The organism is Streptomyces sp. NRRL S-37 (assembly GCF_000721605.1).
In the GTDB taxonomy this organism is placed as follows: Bacteria; Actinomycetota; Actinomycetes; order Streptomycetales; family Streptomycetaceae; genus Streptomyces.
In genome coordinates this window covers 410479-426066 of record NZ_JOIZ01000019.1, presented here as the reverse complement: position 1 = coordinate 426066, position 15588 = coordinate 410479, and the positions used below count along the sequence as shown (strand labels likewise).

Sequence of the window (15588 nt, the reverse complement as noted above, 5' to 3'; positions counted from 1 at the left end):
CCCACTACCCGCCCGAGGGCAGATCGGTGCGCGGAGCGGTACCCAGATGCACACCGACCCGCTTCACGAGGAGCGTCATCTCGTAGGCGACCTGTCCGACGTCCGAATCGGCGTCCGCGAGGACGGCGAGGCAACTGCCGTCACCGGCGGCGGTGACGAAGAGGAACGCCTCGTCGAGTTCGACGACGGTCTGCCGGACGTCGCCGGCCTCGAAGTGGCGGCCCACGCCCTTGGCGAGGCTGTGGAAACCGGAGGCGACGGCGGCCAGATGCTCGCTGTCCTCCCGGGTGAGGTCCTTCGACGCGCCCGTGGGCAGACCGTCGCCGGAGAGCACGATTGCCTTGCGGATGCTGGCGACGCGGTCCACCAGGTCGTCGAGGAGCCAGTTCAGCTCGCTCTTGTCGGTCGTGGTGTGGCCGGTGGCCCTCGGTGCGGTCATCGACCGTCCCCCTTGTTCGTTCGTCGTGGTGCTGTGCCGCTGTCGGCTTCGTCGCCGGCGGCGTTCTCCTCGCGGCCGCGCTGCCAGCCGCGCTGGAGCGAGGCCATGCGGCTGCGGACTTCGTCGGCATCCCGTTCAACGGGCCGGGCCCTGTTCTCGTTCCGGGGTTCGGCACTGCGCTTGAGCTGCGGGGCGAGGCTGGCCTGCCGTACACGCCGGGGCAGCGATCCGCCGTCGGGCCGTACGGCGTCGGTGTCCGTGCCGTCCGCGGCCGACGAGGGGTCGTCGGGGCCGCTCGCCGCGACGGCGGGGCGGCGGGTGCGCTGGGGCAGGCCGTCAGGAGGATCCGGCCGGTCGTCGCGCGCGGGGCCGGAGGGCGCCGGAGTGTCGCTCCGGTCCTCGGCTCCGGTCCCGGGGCGGGAGGGGCCGGGGCTCCGTCGGCGGGCGGGCAGCGGAGGCAGTGACTCCGCGTCCGGCTGTTCGCGCTCGGCGTCGGAGGAGAGCCGTTCGGTGCGGCGGCGTGCGGGGAGCGGGGACGGTGCCTCCGCGCCCGGGCGGCCGGGACCCCGGCGTCCCGCGGGGTCCTCACCGCGGCGGCGGGCGGGCAGCGGAGACGCTGCTTCCAGGTCGGGCCGGGTGGAGGCGGCGGGCGTGTCCTCCTCGTCCGTGCGCTCCGCGCGGGCACGTGCGTCGCGGACCGGACGCCCGTGGGAGCTGACCAGCTTGGGTGCTCCCCTGCGGGTCAGCGGGACCGGGGCACTCCCGTCGTTCCCGCCCGGGTCCGCGCCCTCGGGCGTGTCGGGGGTCTGCTGATGGTACTCGTGGCCGGGCCGCTCCTCCTGGGTGCCGGTGAGGGAGCGTCGGGGGCTGAAGAGGCCGCCGCGCCGGCTGTCCTCGGCGCCCAGGGCACCGGGGAAGCCGTCGAGCGCGTCCAGGTCGACGGGGGTCTCCAGTTCGACCGGCCCGTCCAGCAGCGAGGCGGGGAGCCGGGGCAGCTGTACGGGCACCTGGGAGAGCGCGGCGCGGCGGCTCTCCTCCGGTTCGCGGTCCGTGGAGCGCCGGGGGCGGTCGAGGCGGAACCCGACGCCGTTGGTGTCCGGGACGTCGTCCGTCAGCAGCGCGTCGGGGATGAAGACGACCGCTGTGGTGCCGCCGTACGGGGAGGGCTGCAGGGAGACCCGGACGTTCTGGCGCTGGGCAAGGCGGCTGACCACGAACAGTCCGAGCCGGTCGGTGTCGGAGAGTTCGAACTCGGGGGTCTCGGCGAGTCTGAGGTTGGCGTCCAGGAGGGCGTCGGCCGTCATGCCGAGCCCGCGGTCGTGGATCTCCAGGGTGAAGCCGTTGGCCACGCGCTCGCCGAGGACCTGGACGGCGGTGTGCGGCGGGGAGAACACCGTGGCGTTCTCCAGCAGTTCGGCCACGAGGTGGGTGAGGTCGGCGACGGCCGGGCCGGTGACGGCGACCCTCGGCAGCCGACGGACCTCGATGCGTTCGTAGTCCTCGACCTCGGCGACGGAGGCGCGTACGACGTCCATGAGCTGGACGGGCTTGCGCCACTGCCGGGAGGGTGCGGCGCCGGAGAGGATCACCAGGCCCTCGGCGTGCCGGCGCATGCGGGTGGTGAGGTGGTCCAGCCGGAACAGGTCGGCGAGTTCCTCGGTGTCCTCGGTCCGGCGTTCCATGGTGTCCAGCAGGGTGAGCTGCTTGTGCAGCAGGACCTGGCTGCGGCGGGCGAGGTTGACGAACACCTCGGAGACACCGGCGCGCAGTTCGGCCTGCTTGACGGCGGCCTCCACGGCGGCGCGCTGGAGGGTGTTGAGGGCCTGGCCCACCTCTCCCATCTCGTTCTTGTCGTACTCCAGGCGCGGGACCTCGGTCTCGACGTCGACCTGTTCGCCCGCCGAGAGGCGGCGCATCACGCTGGGCAGCCGCACACCGGACGCCTCATGGGCCTCCAGGCGCAGCTTCCGGAGGTCCCGGACGAGTCCGCGGCCCACGCGCATGGAGAGGACGAGGGAGACCACGAGGGCGATCAGTCCAAGGACACCGGCGATGACGGCCTGGGTGATGACGCCCATGGCGACGGGGCGGACGCGGTCCTGGTAGCGGTCGGCGGCTTGGTCGTTGAGGGTGCCGAGTTCGGAGAGCACATTGCCGGCGGCGATGTCCCAGCTCTTGGCCGTGATCCCGCGGGGCTCCCCGGCGCCGGAGGAGACGGCCGCCTCCTCGCCGACGCGCAGCGGGGCGGACGCGGCGTTCTTCCAGAAGGTCTCGTAGCGGTCGCGTTCGGACGCGGGGAGCTGCGGCAGACCGGAGTCGTACATCAGGGTGCGCTGGGCCACGAGGTCGGAGATCTCTCGCACTTCGGCACGGGACAGTTCGCCGACGATCAGGGCGGAGCCGAGCAGGGCGTCCTCGCGGGAGAGCAGTTCGCGGGCGCGGGCCAGACCGACCAGGGCGCGGTACTGCTTGTCGAGCTCGACGTCGTCGACCACGTGCAGACTGGCCAGCAGGATGTAGCACGGGTCGATCAGCCGGTTGTAGAGGTCGAGGGCCTGGGAGCGGTTGACGGTGCCGTCCTCGACGCTGCGGCGCAGGGACTCGATGCCCTCGAAGGAGTCCAGTACCGCGCCCAGTTCGTCGGAGTCCCCGTGCATGGCCTCGCGCACATCGGTGTCCGTCGCGCTTCTGCGGACGGCGGCGACCGCGTCGTCGGTGGCGGCGCGACTGCGCCGGAGTGCGGCGAGGCCGTCGGAGGCGCGGGGGTCGGCGAGATGGACGAGGGTCTGCCGGCGTTCCTGCTGGAGGACGCGGACGGTGTCCTCGACGGGGTAGCCGACTTCCTCCATCACCGACGACACGTCGAAGAGGTGGCTTGCCTCGCGGCCCGTGAGCACCGTGGTGAAGGCCCAGATCGTCGTCAGGGACAACAGCGGCACGAGAAGCAGCGCCACGATCTTCCGGCGGATGGACTTCCCGCGAAAGCGCATGGCCTCCCCCAGCTCGGCCCCCGACCGGCCGGGGGTACACATGTGCGTCAACAAACGGCGCGAGCCTACTACCGCGCCGGGGCGAACTCGAAGAGCCGTCCGGAAGCTGTAGTTCCGTACCAGGGGCGGGAGATGGGGAGTTGTCCGGGCATTGCGGGAGATTGCCCACCGGAACCGGGGGCACCTTCCCGGAGCCGGTCTCCGGGACAGGAGAGGACGGTTGGCCGGTTTCTTTCCCGACCGGGAATCTTCACGACGTGCCGTTCGTCCTTCTCTGTGGGAAATGGGGGCGGAATCGGCCACAAGAGCCGTGGCCCGCACCTGGGCGGCGTAGAACGGCGCAAGCCGGGCAGCCACTGGAGAACCGGGTCTTCGGACACGAGTGAGCGGTCTGCTGGCGGTGGGGAGTGACACGTTGATGGGCACGGCGGAGCGGCGCGAGGCGCCCGAGGAGGGCGCGGCGGCGCAGGTGACGACGCGGTCGGATGCCGGGGCGCCCGGACCCGGTGCAGCCGCGTCCGGGCGCGGACCGGCCGGCGCACGCGGCGCCGCGGCGCGGGAGAGCGGAGGGAGCACAGGCGGGTCCGGCAGGAAGGCCTCCTACCGGCCGCTGTGGGTCGAGGAGCCGGCCCGGCGGCGCCGGTTGCCGGATCCGGTGCGGACGGCGGCCGTGCGGGCGGTGCTCGTCATCTCGGTGACGCTGATTCAGGCCATGGTGGCCTTCCTGTGCACGCTGGCCGAGTCCTGGCTGGCGTTCCCCATGGTCATCAGCAGTGTCGTCAGTACGATCCTGGCGACCTGGGGAGTCCTGGACGTCTGGGTGACCCGTCAGGTCTGGAATCAGCGCAATGGCGTGGTGTCCGCGCCCAGCAGCACCGCGCGGGCCCTGCGGCGCGAGCGGCGCCGCGCCCGCCGTCAGCAGCGGGCCGCCCAGCGGACACAGGCTCGAATACGCCGGCGGGGCGGGACCGGGCAGCTGTCACACCCGTGAGACCGCTCGCTCGCCGGGACGCGGGCCCTCGGTACGCTGAAGTCGCGCAGGGCGCGCCGGCAGGCGCCCTGCGCAACGGTTACCGACAGATGGTGAGAGCCGAGCCATGACCGGCGAGCGGAAACAGCCCAGGGGGAACGGGAGGGGCACGACGAGTGCCGTGCAGTCGGTGGACCGTGCGGTGAGCGTGCTGGAGATCCTGGCGCGGCACGGCGAGGCGGGTGTCACGGAGATCGCCGGCGAGCTGGGCGTGCACAAGTCCACGGCCTTCCGGCTGCTCGGTGTCCTGGAGAACCGCGGTCTGGTGGCCCAGACGAAGGACCGCGGCAAGTACCACCTGGGTGCCGGTGTGCTGCGCCTCGCGGGGGCGGCCGCCGTGCGGCTGGACATCTCGCAGGAGGGCGTCCCGGTCTGCCGGGAGCTCGCCGACGAGCTGGGCGAGACGGTGAACATAGCGGTGCTGGACGACGACGCCGCCGTCAACATCATGCAGGCCCGGGGCACGGCGTCGGTCACCGCGCAGAACTGGCTCGGCAGGCGCACCCCGCTGCACGCCACCGCCGGCGGCAAGGTGTTCCTGGCCCATCTGCCACCCGCCGCTCGTGAGAGCCGTCTCGCGCGCCCGCTGCGCCGGTTCACGGAGCGGACGATCGTCGCGGCGTCGGTGCTGCGCGGTGAGCTGGAGACGGTGGTCGAGCGGGGGTACGGCGCCACGCTGGAGGAGCTGGAGCTGGGACTCGCGGCCGTCGCGGCACCGGTCCGCTCGCACGACGGCACGGTGATGGCGGCGATCAGTGTCTCCGGGCCGGTGTACCGGCTGCGTGCGGACCGGCTGCCCGAGTTGGGCAGCCGGACGGCGACGGCGGCGGCCGAGCTGTCCCGGCGCATGGGCTACGGCTTCTGAGCCTCGTCCGGGGTGCTGCCTGATCAGCCGCTCGCCGCCGCGGGCCGCTTGAACATGCGGGTCGCCGTGATCTCGCTGTGCGCCTCCTCGGCCGGGTCCTGCTGCGGGAGCCCCGGCCGGAGGTGTTCCTCCACGCTGATGTACTTCAGGCCGGCCCGCAGGTCGGCGTCGTTCCGCAGCCGGATGACCAGCGGGAACTCCGCGAGCGCCGTGGTGTCGAACAGACCGGTGGTGTACAGGAGCTGGACGCCGAGCGCGTCGGAGACCGCGCGCTGGAGCTCCAGGAGGTAGGTGGCGTTGGCGCGGCCGATGGGGTTGTCCAGGAACAGCGTGCCGGCGTGGCGGTGCTTGTCCCGGCCGCGGTCGTTGGAGCGCAGTGCGGCCATCGTGCAGTACAGGGCGATGGCCGCGGTGAGCAGCTGGCCGCCGGAGAACACGTCACCCATCTGGCCGACGGGGACGCGTTCGGCGCGCAGTACCGCGTCGGGCTTGAGGATCTCGACGGCGACGCCCTTGGGCTGGAGGGCGGCGGCTACCCCGCGCAGCAGCAGGGACATGCCGTCGCGCCGCAGGTCGGAGTTCTTCTTCACGGCCGCCCGGGTCGCCTCGTCGACGACCTCACCGAGCCGCTCGGTGAGGGTGGCCTGGTCGGGTTCCTCGAAGCGGATGCGCAGGAATTCCTGTCCGGACCACTCGCCGAGCCCTTCCGGCAGCCGGGACAGCCGCTGGGCGGAGCGGAGGGTGGCGAGGGCGGACTCGACCAGGCCCCGCAGCCGGTCCACGATCGAGTCGCGGTTGCGCTCCAGCTGCTCCAGCTCGTCGGTGAGGACCCGCAGCCGGGGCGCGAAGGCGTCCGCCCACTTCTGGGCGTGTTCGGGCAGCGCGGAGGCGGGCAGTTCGCGGATCTGCTGGCGTGCGGGGGTGCGGACCTGCTCGTAGCGCGTGGAGTTGGCGTGCCGGACGAGGACGTCGCTCGCCTCGCGCACGGCGGACTCGGCGGCGGACAGGTCCGCGGCGCAGCCGCGCAGGGAGCGGCGGGCTTCGGCGGCGGACTGCCGGGCTTCCTCCAGGCCGCCCGGATAGGGCTCGGGCTGCTCCTGCTCCTCCTCGCCGGCGTGCTCGCGCAGCAGATCGCGGAGCATGGCGGCGATCTCGTCGAAGCCGCCGGCCGCGTCCTCGGCGGCGCGGTGGGCGTCGAGGAGTTCGGCGTGGGCCTCCCGGGCCCGGCTCAGGGCCTCGCTGCGGGAGGCGAGTTCGGTGGTGGCGGTGCGCAGAAGGGCCTGCGCGTGTTCGGCGTCGCGCGGCAGCAGGTCCTCGGGGAGTTCGGTGTGCGCCTCACCGTCCTCGGGCGCGAGCCGTTCGGCCTCGCCGCGCAGCCGTCCGAGCTGCTCGCTCGCGCCGGACATGCGGGTCTCCAGGAGCTGCACCAGCTCCTCCGCACGGGCGGCGGCGGCCTGCCGGCTGGGGCCGTCGGAACCGTCGGGCGACTGGAGCAGCTGCTCGGCACGGGTGCGGACCTTGTTGCTGAGCCGGTCCAGTTCGGCCCGGGCGGCGCTCTCGTCGCTCTCCGCGCGGGCCTGTTCGGCACGCAGATCGGCGCCGACGCCGACCTTCTCGTACACCTGGGAGGCGGCGCGGTAGGCCTCGCGCAGGGCCGGCAGGGAGGACTGCGGCGCGCCGGCGCCGTCCTCGGGCACGTCGTCGGGGGCGCCCGCGATCTCGGAGCGTTCGGCGCGCAGCGCGCGGGCGGTGCGGCGGGCGTCGTCGGCGGCCCGCTGGGCGCCGCGCCGGTCCTCGTCGGCGGCGCGCGCCCGTTCCAGACAGGTCTGGGCGCGGGCCTCCGCCTCGGTCGCGTCGTCGGCGAGTTCGCGCAGCTTGACCTGCCAGCCGGCCCGTTCGCGCAGCCGGAAGGCGAGTCCGGCGAGGGCGTCGGCCGCGCGCCGGGCCTTCTGCGCGGCTTCCTGCCGCTCGTCACGGACGCCGACGGCCTCGGCGGCGGCCTCCTCGGCCTCCGCCCGCACGGTGCGCGCCTCGGCCAGTTCGGCCTCGGCCTCCTCGGCGAACGCCCGTGCCTCGTGGGCCGTGGCGGCCAGCTCCGTGAGCCGCCCGGCGGGGCAGCCGGTGCGCCAGGAGGCGAGCCTCGCGGCCAGCTCCCGGTCCTTGCCGAGCCGGGCGGCGAGCGCGCGGATCTCCTCGTCCCGCTCGGTGGCCCGGGCGCGCAGGGTCTGCCGTTCCTCGTCGGCGGCGTGCTCGTCGTGCATGGCCGGGTTCGGCGGTACGAGGAAGACGTCCCCGGTGTCCGTGTCCGGCGCGGGGGTGGGGGCGAGCAGGGCGGCGGCGGTGCCGACGGCGACGGCGGACCGGGGCAGCAGGGCGGCGTCGCTCAGTGCCTCGCGGGCGCGGAGGTGGGAGTCGGGGTCGGTGATGATGACGCCGTCGACCAGCTCGGGGCGGGCTGCCAGCACGCGCGCGTGGTCGGCGGGGGCGACGGCCTGGGCGAGGTAGCGCCATCCCGGGAGGGCCGGGATGCCGTGCTCGCCGAGGAACTCGACCGTCGCTAGCACGTCCGGGCCGGGCGGCAGCAGCCCGCCGTCTCCGAGGGCGCCGAGGATGCGGGCGTCGTCCGCGGCGGCGGTCCGCAGGTCGAACAGCTGCCGCTCGGCGGAGGAGACGGCGTCGTCGAGCAGTTCGCGCAGCTCGTCGGCGAAGCGGTCGAGTTCCTCGGCGGTCAGGGCGCCTTCGCCGAAGGAAGGCCCGGCCTCCGAAGCGTCCGCGGCACGGTCCGTGTCCGTGCGCTGTCCCGGCACGCCGGCCCGCCGTCGGCCGGTGGCTCCCGGCAGGCTCAGCAGTTCCGCCAGCCGCTGTTCGGCGGCGAGGTCCTCGGCCGTGCGGCGCTCGCTCTCGTGGGCGCGCTCGGCCGCCGTGGCCGCGTCCGCCGCGCGGGCCGCGGTGAGTTCCGCGCGGCTCTCGGCGGCGGCCGCCTCGCGCGCGTGCTCGGTGGCCCGGCGGGCCGCCTCGCGGGCGGTGTCCCAGGCGGCGACCGCCGTCTTCTCGGCGTCGCTGGCCGCGAGCGCGGCCCTGGCGGGGTCGGCGTCGGGGGCGCTGTCGTCGAGCCAGCCGGCCCGCACGGCCTCGGCGGTCTCCTGCTCGACCTCGGTGAGCCGCTGCCGCAGGTGCCCTACCTCGCTGCGGGCCCGCTGTGCCTCGGTGGCGGCGGCGGTGGAGTCGCGGTAGGCGCCGTCGCTGACCTCCTGGAGGGCGGCGGAGCGCTCCTCCTCCTCGTTGGCGAGGTCCTCGGCGTTCCGCGCGGCCGCGTGCAGGGCGCGGACGAGGTCGACGGCGGCCTTGGCGCGCGCGGCCAGCGCGGGGGCCGCGTCCCGCTCGGCCTCCTGGATGGCGGCGGACACCCTGGCGACACGGTCGGCGGCGGCGCGGTGGCGCAGCACGGCCTCGGCGGCCTGCCAGGCCGCGTACAGGGTGCGCGCGTCGGCGAGTTCGCGTTTCTGGGCGGCGGCGGACTTCTCGGCGGCGGCGAGCGCCAGGGAGGCGTGCCGGTAGGCGAGTTCGGCGGAGATCAGCGCGCTGTGCTCGCGTGCCGACTCGGCGTGGGTGACGGCGTGCGCGGCGGCGGTGACCCGCTGCGCCAGGTCGGCCGCGCGGACGCGTTCCCGGGCGCCGCGCGCGGAGAGCCTGCGGGCCAGGGTGCGGGTGCGGCGCTCGGCGGCGGTGTGGATCTCCCGCGCGCGGGTGCGGGCCTCGGCGGCCTCGACGATCCGGCCGAGCAGGTCGGCGGATCCGGCGGTGAAGTCGCGTTCGGCGATCAGTTCGGCGCGCCGGCCCAGTTTGTTGCCGAAGCCGCCGACCAGGTCGGCGAGTCCGTCGGTGTCCCGGGTGTCGGTGACGGCGCGCAGCAGCAGATCGGTGAAGTCGGAGTCCTTCTTGACCGCGAAGAGACCGGCTGCCTCGCCCTCGTCGGCGTTCATCTCCCGCTGGTAGCGGAAGAGTTCGGGGTCGAGTCCCAGCTCGCCGAGGTGCTCGGTCCAGCGCTCGTGGATCTCCTCCCAGTGCACCTCCAGGTGCGGGTAGTTCTTGCCGGCCTCCGTGAGGGCGTCCCGGAAGCCCTTCATGGTGCGGCGCCGTCCCCGCGCGCCCGACTGGCCCTCGACGGGCGGCCGTACGGCCGTGGACTCGGCGACGGGGAGGTTGTCCAGGCTGAGGCCGGGGCCGGGCCGGAAGGAGTACCAGGCCTCGGCGAACTTCCTCGGGTCGTTGGAGACCTGGCGGCCCCGCCACTCGCTGGCCTTGCCGACGACGACGCACTCGCCGGTCTGCACGTGCTGCCACTCCAGCGCCACGTGGCCGCAGTCGTCGGCGAGCAGGAACTTGCGCAGCACACCGGAGCTGGCGCCGCCGAGGGTGTTGCGGTGGCCCGGGAGCATCACGGAGAAGATCAGCTTCAGCAGGACCGACTTGCCGCCGCCGTTCTCCAGGAAGAGCACCCCGGCGGGCGCCGGCCGGCGCGGCGGGCCGACGGGCTCCTCCTGGAAGAACTCCGCCTGCGTCGGCGCGGGGTCCGGCACGGGCCCGCCGACACCGCGCAGGTCGAGCACGGTGTCGGCGTAGCGCGCACCGGCCGGCCCGATGGAGTAGAGGCGGACCCGGGACAGCTCGTACATGGCGGACTCTCGTGAGGCTTCGTGAAACGGGGGTTCAGGCGGAGTGGAACGGCAGGCCGGCGTCGGCGACCAGCTCCAGGTCGTCGCCGTCCTCGGGCGGCAGCAGGGTGGGCGTCCCGTCGGTGACCGGGACGACGCCCAGCTCCAGCAGCTCGGCCATGGCGGCGCCGCCCGCCATGTCGCGGACCTGGAGCTGGTAGCGGGCCGTGGTGCGGTACGTGCCGCCGTTGTCGTCGCCGGTGCGCTGCAGGAAGCCGGAGTCGGTGAGGAAGCCGACGGCCTTGGCGACGATGCCGGTGGTGGAGCCCGCGAGCCGGCGCGCGTCCTTGGTGGCGCCGGTCGAGCTGCGTCTGGCCCAGATCCGCCACGCGGCCTCCAGGCCGGGGGCGTCACTGGCCGGGTCGGTGTTCTCGCCCTGCTCCGCGGCCCGCTCCTCCAGGCGGTGGCAGGCCTGGCGGACGAAGGAGTCGACGCCGTTGACCGTGACGCGCCCGATGTAGCCGTCGTCGGCGAGGTCCTCGGGGCGCGGGAAGGCCATGGCGGCGACGGCGAGGTGGGCGAGCCCGTGCAGGAACCGGTCGCCGCCGTCGGCGGAGGTGCGGCGCGCGTAGTCGCCCATACGGACGGCGAAGACGGAGTCCTCGGCGGCGGTGACGGCCATGCCGGCGCGCGGGGACACCTCCAGCACGATCAGTCCGAGGCCGGTGGCCACGGCGTCGGCGAGCCGCGCGAACGGCGGGTCCTCGCGATAGCGGCGCAGCAGGTCGGCGTACTCCTGGTCGCGGGCGGGCTGGAGCTTGGGCTGGAGGCCGAAGGCGACGAGCCGTGCGGCGTCGGCGGCGTCGGCGGGTGTGACGGCGGCGCTCGCCGGTGCGGCCACGGCCTCCGGCTCACTCCACTCGACGTGCTCGGTCACGGTCGGGGCTCCTTGCTCTGGGACAGCTCGGTACGGACTGCTCGCTCCGTCATGCCGCCTCCGACCGGTCCGCGGCCATCCCCGCCGCGTCCAGCAGGGCCGTGCCGACGATGAGGTCGGCGCCGCCGAACTCGGGGTCGTCGAGTTCGGTTCCGTCGTCCACGGCGAACAGCAGTTTCGGTTCGCCCTGGCGGTAGGCGGTGCCGACCGGGGGGCTGGCGGCGTGGATGGCGAGCAGGGCGACCAGGTAGGGCAGTTCGGGGTCCTGGCGGCGGGCGTCGGCGAGCAGTCCGGACAGCCGGCGCGGTGCGTCGGCCGGCAGGTCCAGCAGCTCCGTGGCGGCCGCCAGCTGCTCCTCGCTGAAGCGGCTGTCGTCGGGCGTGGCGATCAGGTCGGGCTCGGGCATCTCGGCGCCGAGGTGTTCGCGCTCCACGGGCGGTGTCAGCAGGATCTCGACGAGGTCGGCGACCCGGACGGAGACCGGGGTGCGCAGTCCGGTGCCGTGGGCGAAGAAGGCGTCGGTGACCCGGGCCGCCCGCTCCACGGGCAGCGGCAGCAGGGGCGCGAGGAGGTGGCCGTAGAGGTCGGTGCCCGAGACCGACGTGGGGGTGGCGAAGGCCTGCCGGTCCTGTTCGGCGCGGAACAGCGGGCCGGCCTCCAGCAGCCGGGACTGCAGCTGGGTGTGGCGCCGGATGCAGTCCTTGACGATGTCCACCAGCTCGGCCGCCCGGCGCTTGTGCTCGGGGTCCTCGGACTCGTCGCGGGCCTTGCGGATGTTGGTGAGGATCGCGTTCTCGTGGCGGTAGCGGTCCGCCACGTGGTCGAGGGCCTCGGCGATCATGTCGGGCACGGCGCTCAGCCAGTCCACCGCGCGGACGTTGCGGCGGGTGGCGTCCAGGGCCCGGCGCAGGGTCTCGGAGTACTGCACGGTCCGGTAGCGGGCCTGCTCGGCGGCGAGCTGGGCGTCGGCGAGCCTGCCCCTGCTGATCAGCACCTCCAGCTTGACCTCGGCGGCGATCTGCGCGCTGGTGACGTCGGTGTCCAGGGCGCCGACCAGGACGTTGACCGCCTCGTCGGTGGTCCTCAGGTACACCGTGCCGCCGGGGCCGGGGACCTCCTCGATCAGCTTGAAGTCGTAGTCGCGGCGCACATAGGTGCCGTCCGCGCCGAACATGCCGTACACCGCGCGGAAGCCGCGGTCGACGCTGCCGACGTTGATCAGGTTCTCCAGGACCCAGCGGGCCACCCGCTCGTGCTCGGCGGCGGGACGGTGCGGGGCCTGGGCGGCGATGCGCGGGACGATCCGGGCGACTATCTGGTCGTGGTCCGCGCCCGTGTCGAAGTCCATGTTCAGGGTGACGAGGTCGATGGCCGCGAGGGCGATCTCCGCCATGCCGTACACCGAGTACTCGCCGGCGAGGTTGGCCTTGCGGGCGTCGAGGTCGTGCAGCGGCGCGGTGCACGCGAGCGCGCGCAGCCGCCGCGCCAGCCCTTCGTCGGCGGCCGGGCCCGGCGCGGGCCGCGGCCCCGCGCTGAGCTGGGGCGGAACGCTGTCCGTCGTTGCAGGCGAAGTCACGGTGCACAGACTAGGTCCTCGGTCTGACAACGACCCAAACGACCGTGTTGCGCCCCGGCGCGACGGTCGTCACACCGCCGGCCGGCCGTCCTGTCCGTCCTCGCCGACGCGCCGCCGGTACACCTCGACGACCCGTTCCAGCGAGACCTCGAGGTAGGCCGCCAGCAGTGCCTCGGCCTTGTCGCGGTCCCCGTCCTGAAGCGCCTGAAGAATCCCGACATTGCGGGCGATGTACGGTTCGTGCAGTCGCCGGGGTTCGTCCACGACGTGGAAGGCGAGCCGCAGTTCGGCGAAGACGCTGCGCATCAGTTCGTCCGTGCGCTCACTGGCGGCGAGGGCCACCAGTTCCCGGTGGAAGTGGATGTTGGCCGTACCCACACCGTTCCAGTCACCTTCGCGCGCCGCCGTACGCCCCTGTTCCACCACCTCGGTGAGCGCGTCGAGCGGGTAGGGCGGGTCACCCAGTCCGCGCACGACGGCGCACTCGACGAGGCGGCGGGTGCGGTAGATGTCCTCGACGTCCTCGACGGTCAGCACCCGGACGAACACGCCCCGGTTCAGCTCGTGGACGAGCAGCCGTTCGTGCGTGAGCAGCCGGAACGCCTCGCGCAGCGTGTTGCGGGAGACGCCGAGCGCGCCGCCGATGCTGTCCTCCGACAGCCGCGTGCCGGGCGGGAAGTAGCCCTCGGCGATCCGGCTCCTGAGGATGTCCGCGACCCGCTCGGCGGTGCTGGTGCGGCCCAACAGGGCACGGTCGTCGGCCAGTCCGCCCATCTGCTCTGCCATGCCGGAATTCAATCGCACGCGGAAGGACGAGACAACATGGGTATTGAAGGATCGTTCAACGATCCTCTACCTTGCTGGACAGTGGCACGGCTCACTCCTTCCCGCACCCTCCGTCCTCTCTCTGCGAGGTGCCCATGAGCACGCCCCCTCCACCGCGGGCCCTGACCGACACCCCACGCCCCGTACCGCCCGAACACGCCTCCGGCGACGGGGCGTTCGGCTGGCTGCGCGCACTGGGGCCGCGCGGCCGGCGCGCCTTCGGCGGCGCGTTCGGCGGCTATGCCCTGGACTCGTACGACTACTTCACGCTGCCGCTCACGATGGTCGCGTTGTCGGCGTACTTCGGTCTGGACAGCGGCCAGACCGGCCTGCTCACGACCGTCACCCTGGTGGTGTCCGCGGTCGGCGGCGCCCTCGCCGGTGTGCTGGCGGACCGCGTCGGACGGGTCAGGGCACTGCTGCTGACCGTGATCACGTACGCGGTGTTCACCGTGGCCTGCGGCTTCGCGACCGACTACGAGACGCTGCTGGTGTTCCGCGCGCTGCAGGGCCTCGGCTTCGGCGGTGAGTGGGCGGTCGGCGCGATCCTGGTCGCCGAGTACGCGAGCGCCAGGCACCGGGGCCGCACCCTCGGCGCGGTCCAGAGCTCCTGGGCCGTCGGCTGGGCGCTGGCCGTGATCGTGTACACGGTCGTCTTCTCGCTGGCCGGCGACGACCTCGCCTGGCGCGTGATGTTCTGGACCGGTGCGCTGCCGGCGCTGCTCGTGGTCTGGGTGCGCCGCAGCGTGCAGGACGCTCCCGAGGCGGCCGCCGCGCGGGAGACGAGCGCCCGGAAGGGCTCCTTCGCGACGATCTTCCGGCCGGGCAGGCCGGGAGCACCGGGCCTGCTGCGCACCACGCTCTTCGCCGTGCTGCTCTCCACCGGCGTCCAGGGCGGCTACTACACCCTCGCCACCTGGGTGCCGACCTATCTGAAGACGGAGCGCGACCTGTCGGTCGTCGGCACCGGCGGCTATCTGACGTTCCTGATCTCGGGTGCCTTCATCGGCTATCTGACCGGCGGCTACCTCACCGACCGGCTGGGCCGCCGGCGCAACATCTGGCTGTTCGCGCTGCTGTCCGCGATCTGCATCCTGGCGTACACGAACATCCCGAACGGTGCCAACACCGTGATCCTCGTGCTCGGTTTCCCGCTCGGGTTCTGCATGTCGGCGATCTTCAGCGGCTTCGGCTCCTATCTGAGCGAGCTGTACCCGACGGCGGTGCGCGGTACGGGACAGGGCTTCACGTACAACACCGGACGTGCCGTGGGCGCCGTCTTCCCCACCACGGTCGGCTTCCTGGCCGACGGCTGGGGCGTGGGCGGGGCGCTGGTCTTCGGCGCGATCGGCTACGGCCTCGCGGCCCTGGCGCTGCTGGGGCTGCCGGAGACACGCGGGAAGGAACTGGAGTGACCCACACCGACGACCGTCCGCCGACCGCGGTGGACGACCACCCTGTGATCCTGGCCGACGAGCACGCGCGCGCGTGGAGCCCGCGCACGGCGCGCGCCCGCTTCCGGGAGGGGCTGGCGGGTCCCACGGCCGGTGTGGCCGCGGGGCACACACAGGCCAACCTGATCTCGGTGCCCGCCGACTGGGCGTACGACATGCTGCTGTTCTGCCAGCGCAATCCCAAGCCCTGTCCGGTCCTGGACGTCACCGACGCCGGGTCCGCGGCCACCGTCCTCGCCCCGGACGCGGACCTGCGCACCGATCTGCCGCGCTATCGCGTGTGGGAGCACGGCGAGTTGGTGGACGAGCCGACGGACGCGCGGGCGCACTGGCGCGGTGATCTGGTGTCGTTCCTGATCGGCTGCAGCTTCACGTTCGAGTGGGCGCTGGCGGCGGCAGGTGTTCCGGTCCGGCACGTCGAGCAGGGCCGCAACGTTCCCATGTACGTGACGAGTTGGCAGTGCCGTCCGGCGGGCCGGCTGCGCGGGCCGATGGTGGTGTCCATGCGGCCGGTGCCGCCCGGGCACCTCTCCGCGGCGATCCGGGAGAGCAGTCTGCTGCCGGCGGTGCACGGCGGTCCCGTGCACTGCGGTGACCCCTCCGGGCTGGGCATCGACGACCTCGGCCGGCCGGACTTCGGCGAGCCGGTGGACTTCGAGCCGGACGACATCCCGGTGTTCTGGGCCTGCGGGGTGACCCCGCAGGCCGCGGTCATGGCCTCCCGTCCGCCGTTCGCCATCACGCACGCACCGGGGCAGATGTTCCTCAGCGACGCCCGCGACGAGCAGTTCCGCGTGGCCTGACCGGCCTGTGCGGC

At 73.7% G+C, this 15588-nt stretch carries 10 protein-coding genes; 4 read left to right on the top strand and 6 right to left on the bottom strand.

Features of this window, described 5'->3' with window-relative positions; all coding sequences use genetic code 11:
* Positions 1–4: 4 nt before the first annotated feature.
* Together IH50_RS0127730 and IH50_RS0127725 are read right to left on the bottom strand one after the other, a co-directional pair.
* On the bottom strand, positions 5–439 hold the full coding sequence (locus tag IH50_RS0127730; RefSeq protein ID WP_030867941.1) for a roadblock/LC7 domain-containing protein: 435 nt from the start codon (positions 437–439) through the stop codon (positions 5–7).
* A complete protein-coding gene (locus IH50_RS0127725; RefSeq protein WP_030867939.1) occupies positions 436–3429 on the bottom strand; it encodes a nitrate- and nitrite sensing domain-containing protein in 2994 nt (997 codons plus the stop codon). The genes IH50_RS0127730 and IH50_RS0127725 overlap by 4 nt, the downstream gene beginning before the upstream one ends.
* A gap of 418 nt (positions 3430–3847) precedes the next feature.
* On the opposite strand from IH50_RS0127725, the gene IH50_RS0127720 reads away from it, so the two are divergent.
* Positions 3848–4420, top strand: a complete 573-nt coding sequence (locus IH50_RS0127720) for a hypothetical protein (protein ID WP_030867936.1) — start codon at positions 3848–3850, stop codon at positions 4418–4420.
* A gap of 106 nt (positions 4421–4526) precedes the next feature.
* Positions 4527–5324, top strand: coding sequence for an IclR family transcriptional regulator (locus IH50_RS0127715; RefSeq protein ID WP_199822139.1), 798 nt, complete (start codon positions 4527–4529; stop codon positions 5322–5324).
* Between the two features lie 23 nt (positions 5325–5347).
* Here IH50_RS0127715 and IH50_RS0127710 read toward each other — a convergent pair whose 3' ends face one another.
* From IH50_RS0127710 to IH50_RS0127695, 4 genes are all read right to left on the bottom strand, one after another.
* Entirely contained in the window at positions 5348–10000 is a 4653-nt protein-coding gene (locus IH50_RS0127710) for a hypothetical protein (RefSeq protein ID WP_030867929.1), read from the bottom strand.
* A gap of 34 nt (positions 10001–10034) precedes the next feature.
* Complete coding sequence (locus IH50_RS0127705) at positions 10035–10916, bottom strand: hypothetical protein (RefSeq protein ID WP_030867926.1); 882 nt, start codon at positions 10914–10916, stop codon at positions 10035–10037.
* 49 nt (positions 10917–10965) lie between these two features.
* The gene (locus tag IH50_RS0127700) at positions 10966–12492 is read right to left on the bottom strand and encodes a hypothetical protein (protein WP_030867925.1); all 1527 of its coding nucleotides are present in this window, start codon (positions 12490–12492) and stop codon (positions 10966–10968) included.
* Between the two features lie 69 nt (positions 12493–12561).
* Positions 12562–13278 carry a GntR family transcriptional regulator gene (locus tag IH50_RS0127695; protein ID WP_030867922.1) on the bottom strand — a complete coding sequence of 239 codons (717 nt, stop codon included), beginning with the start codon at positions 13276–13278 and terminating at the stop codon, positions 12562–12564.
* Positions 13279–13412: 134 nt separating this feature from the next.
* On the opposite strand from IH50_RS0127695, the gene IH50_RS0127690 reads away from it, so the two are divergent.
* Together IH50_RS0127690 and IH50_RS0127685 are read left to right on the top strand one after the other, a co-directional pair.
* A complete protein-coding gene (locus tag IH50_RS0127690) occupies positions 13413–14732 on the top strand; it encodes an MFS transporter (RefSeq protein WP_030867918.1) in 1320 nt (439 codons plus the stop codon).
* On the top strand, positions 14729–15574 hold the full coding sequence (locus IH50_RS0127685; protein WP_051767464.1) for a putative hydro-lyase: 846 nt from the start codon (positions 14729–14731) through the stop codon (positions 15572–15574). Before IH50_RS0127690 ends, IH50_RS0127685 begins: the two co-directional genes overlap by 4 nt.
* The last annotated feature ends 14 nt before the right edge of the window (positions 15575–15588 follow it).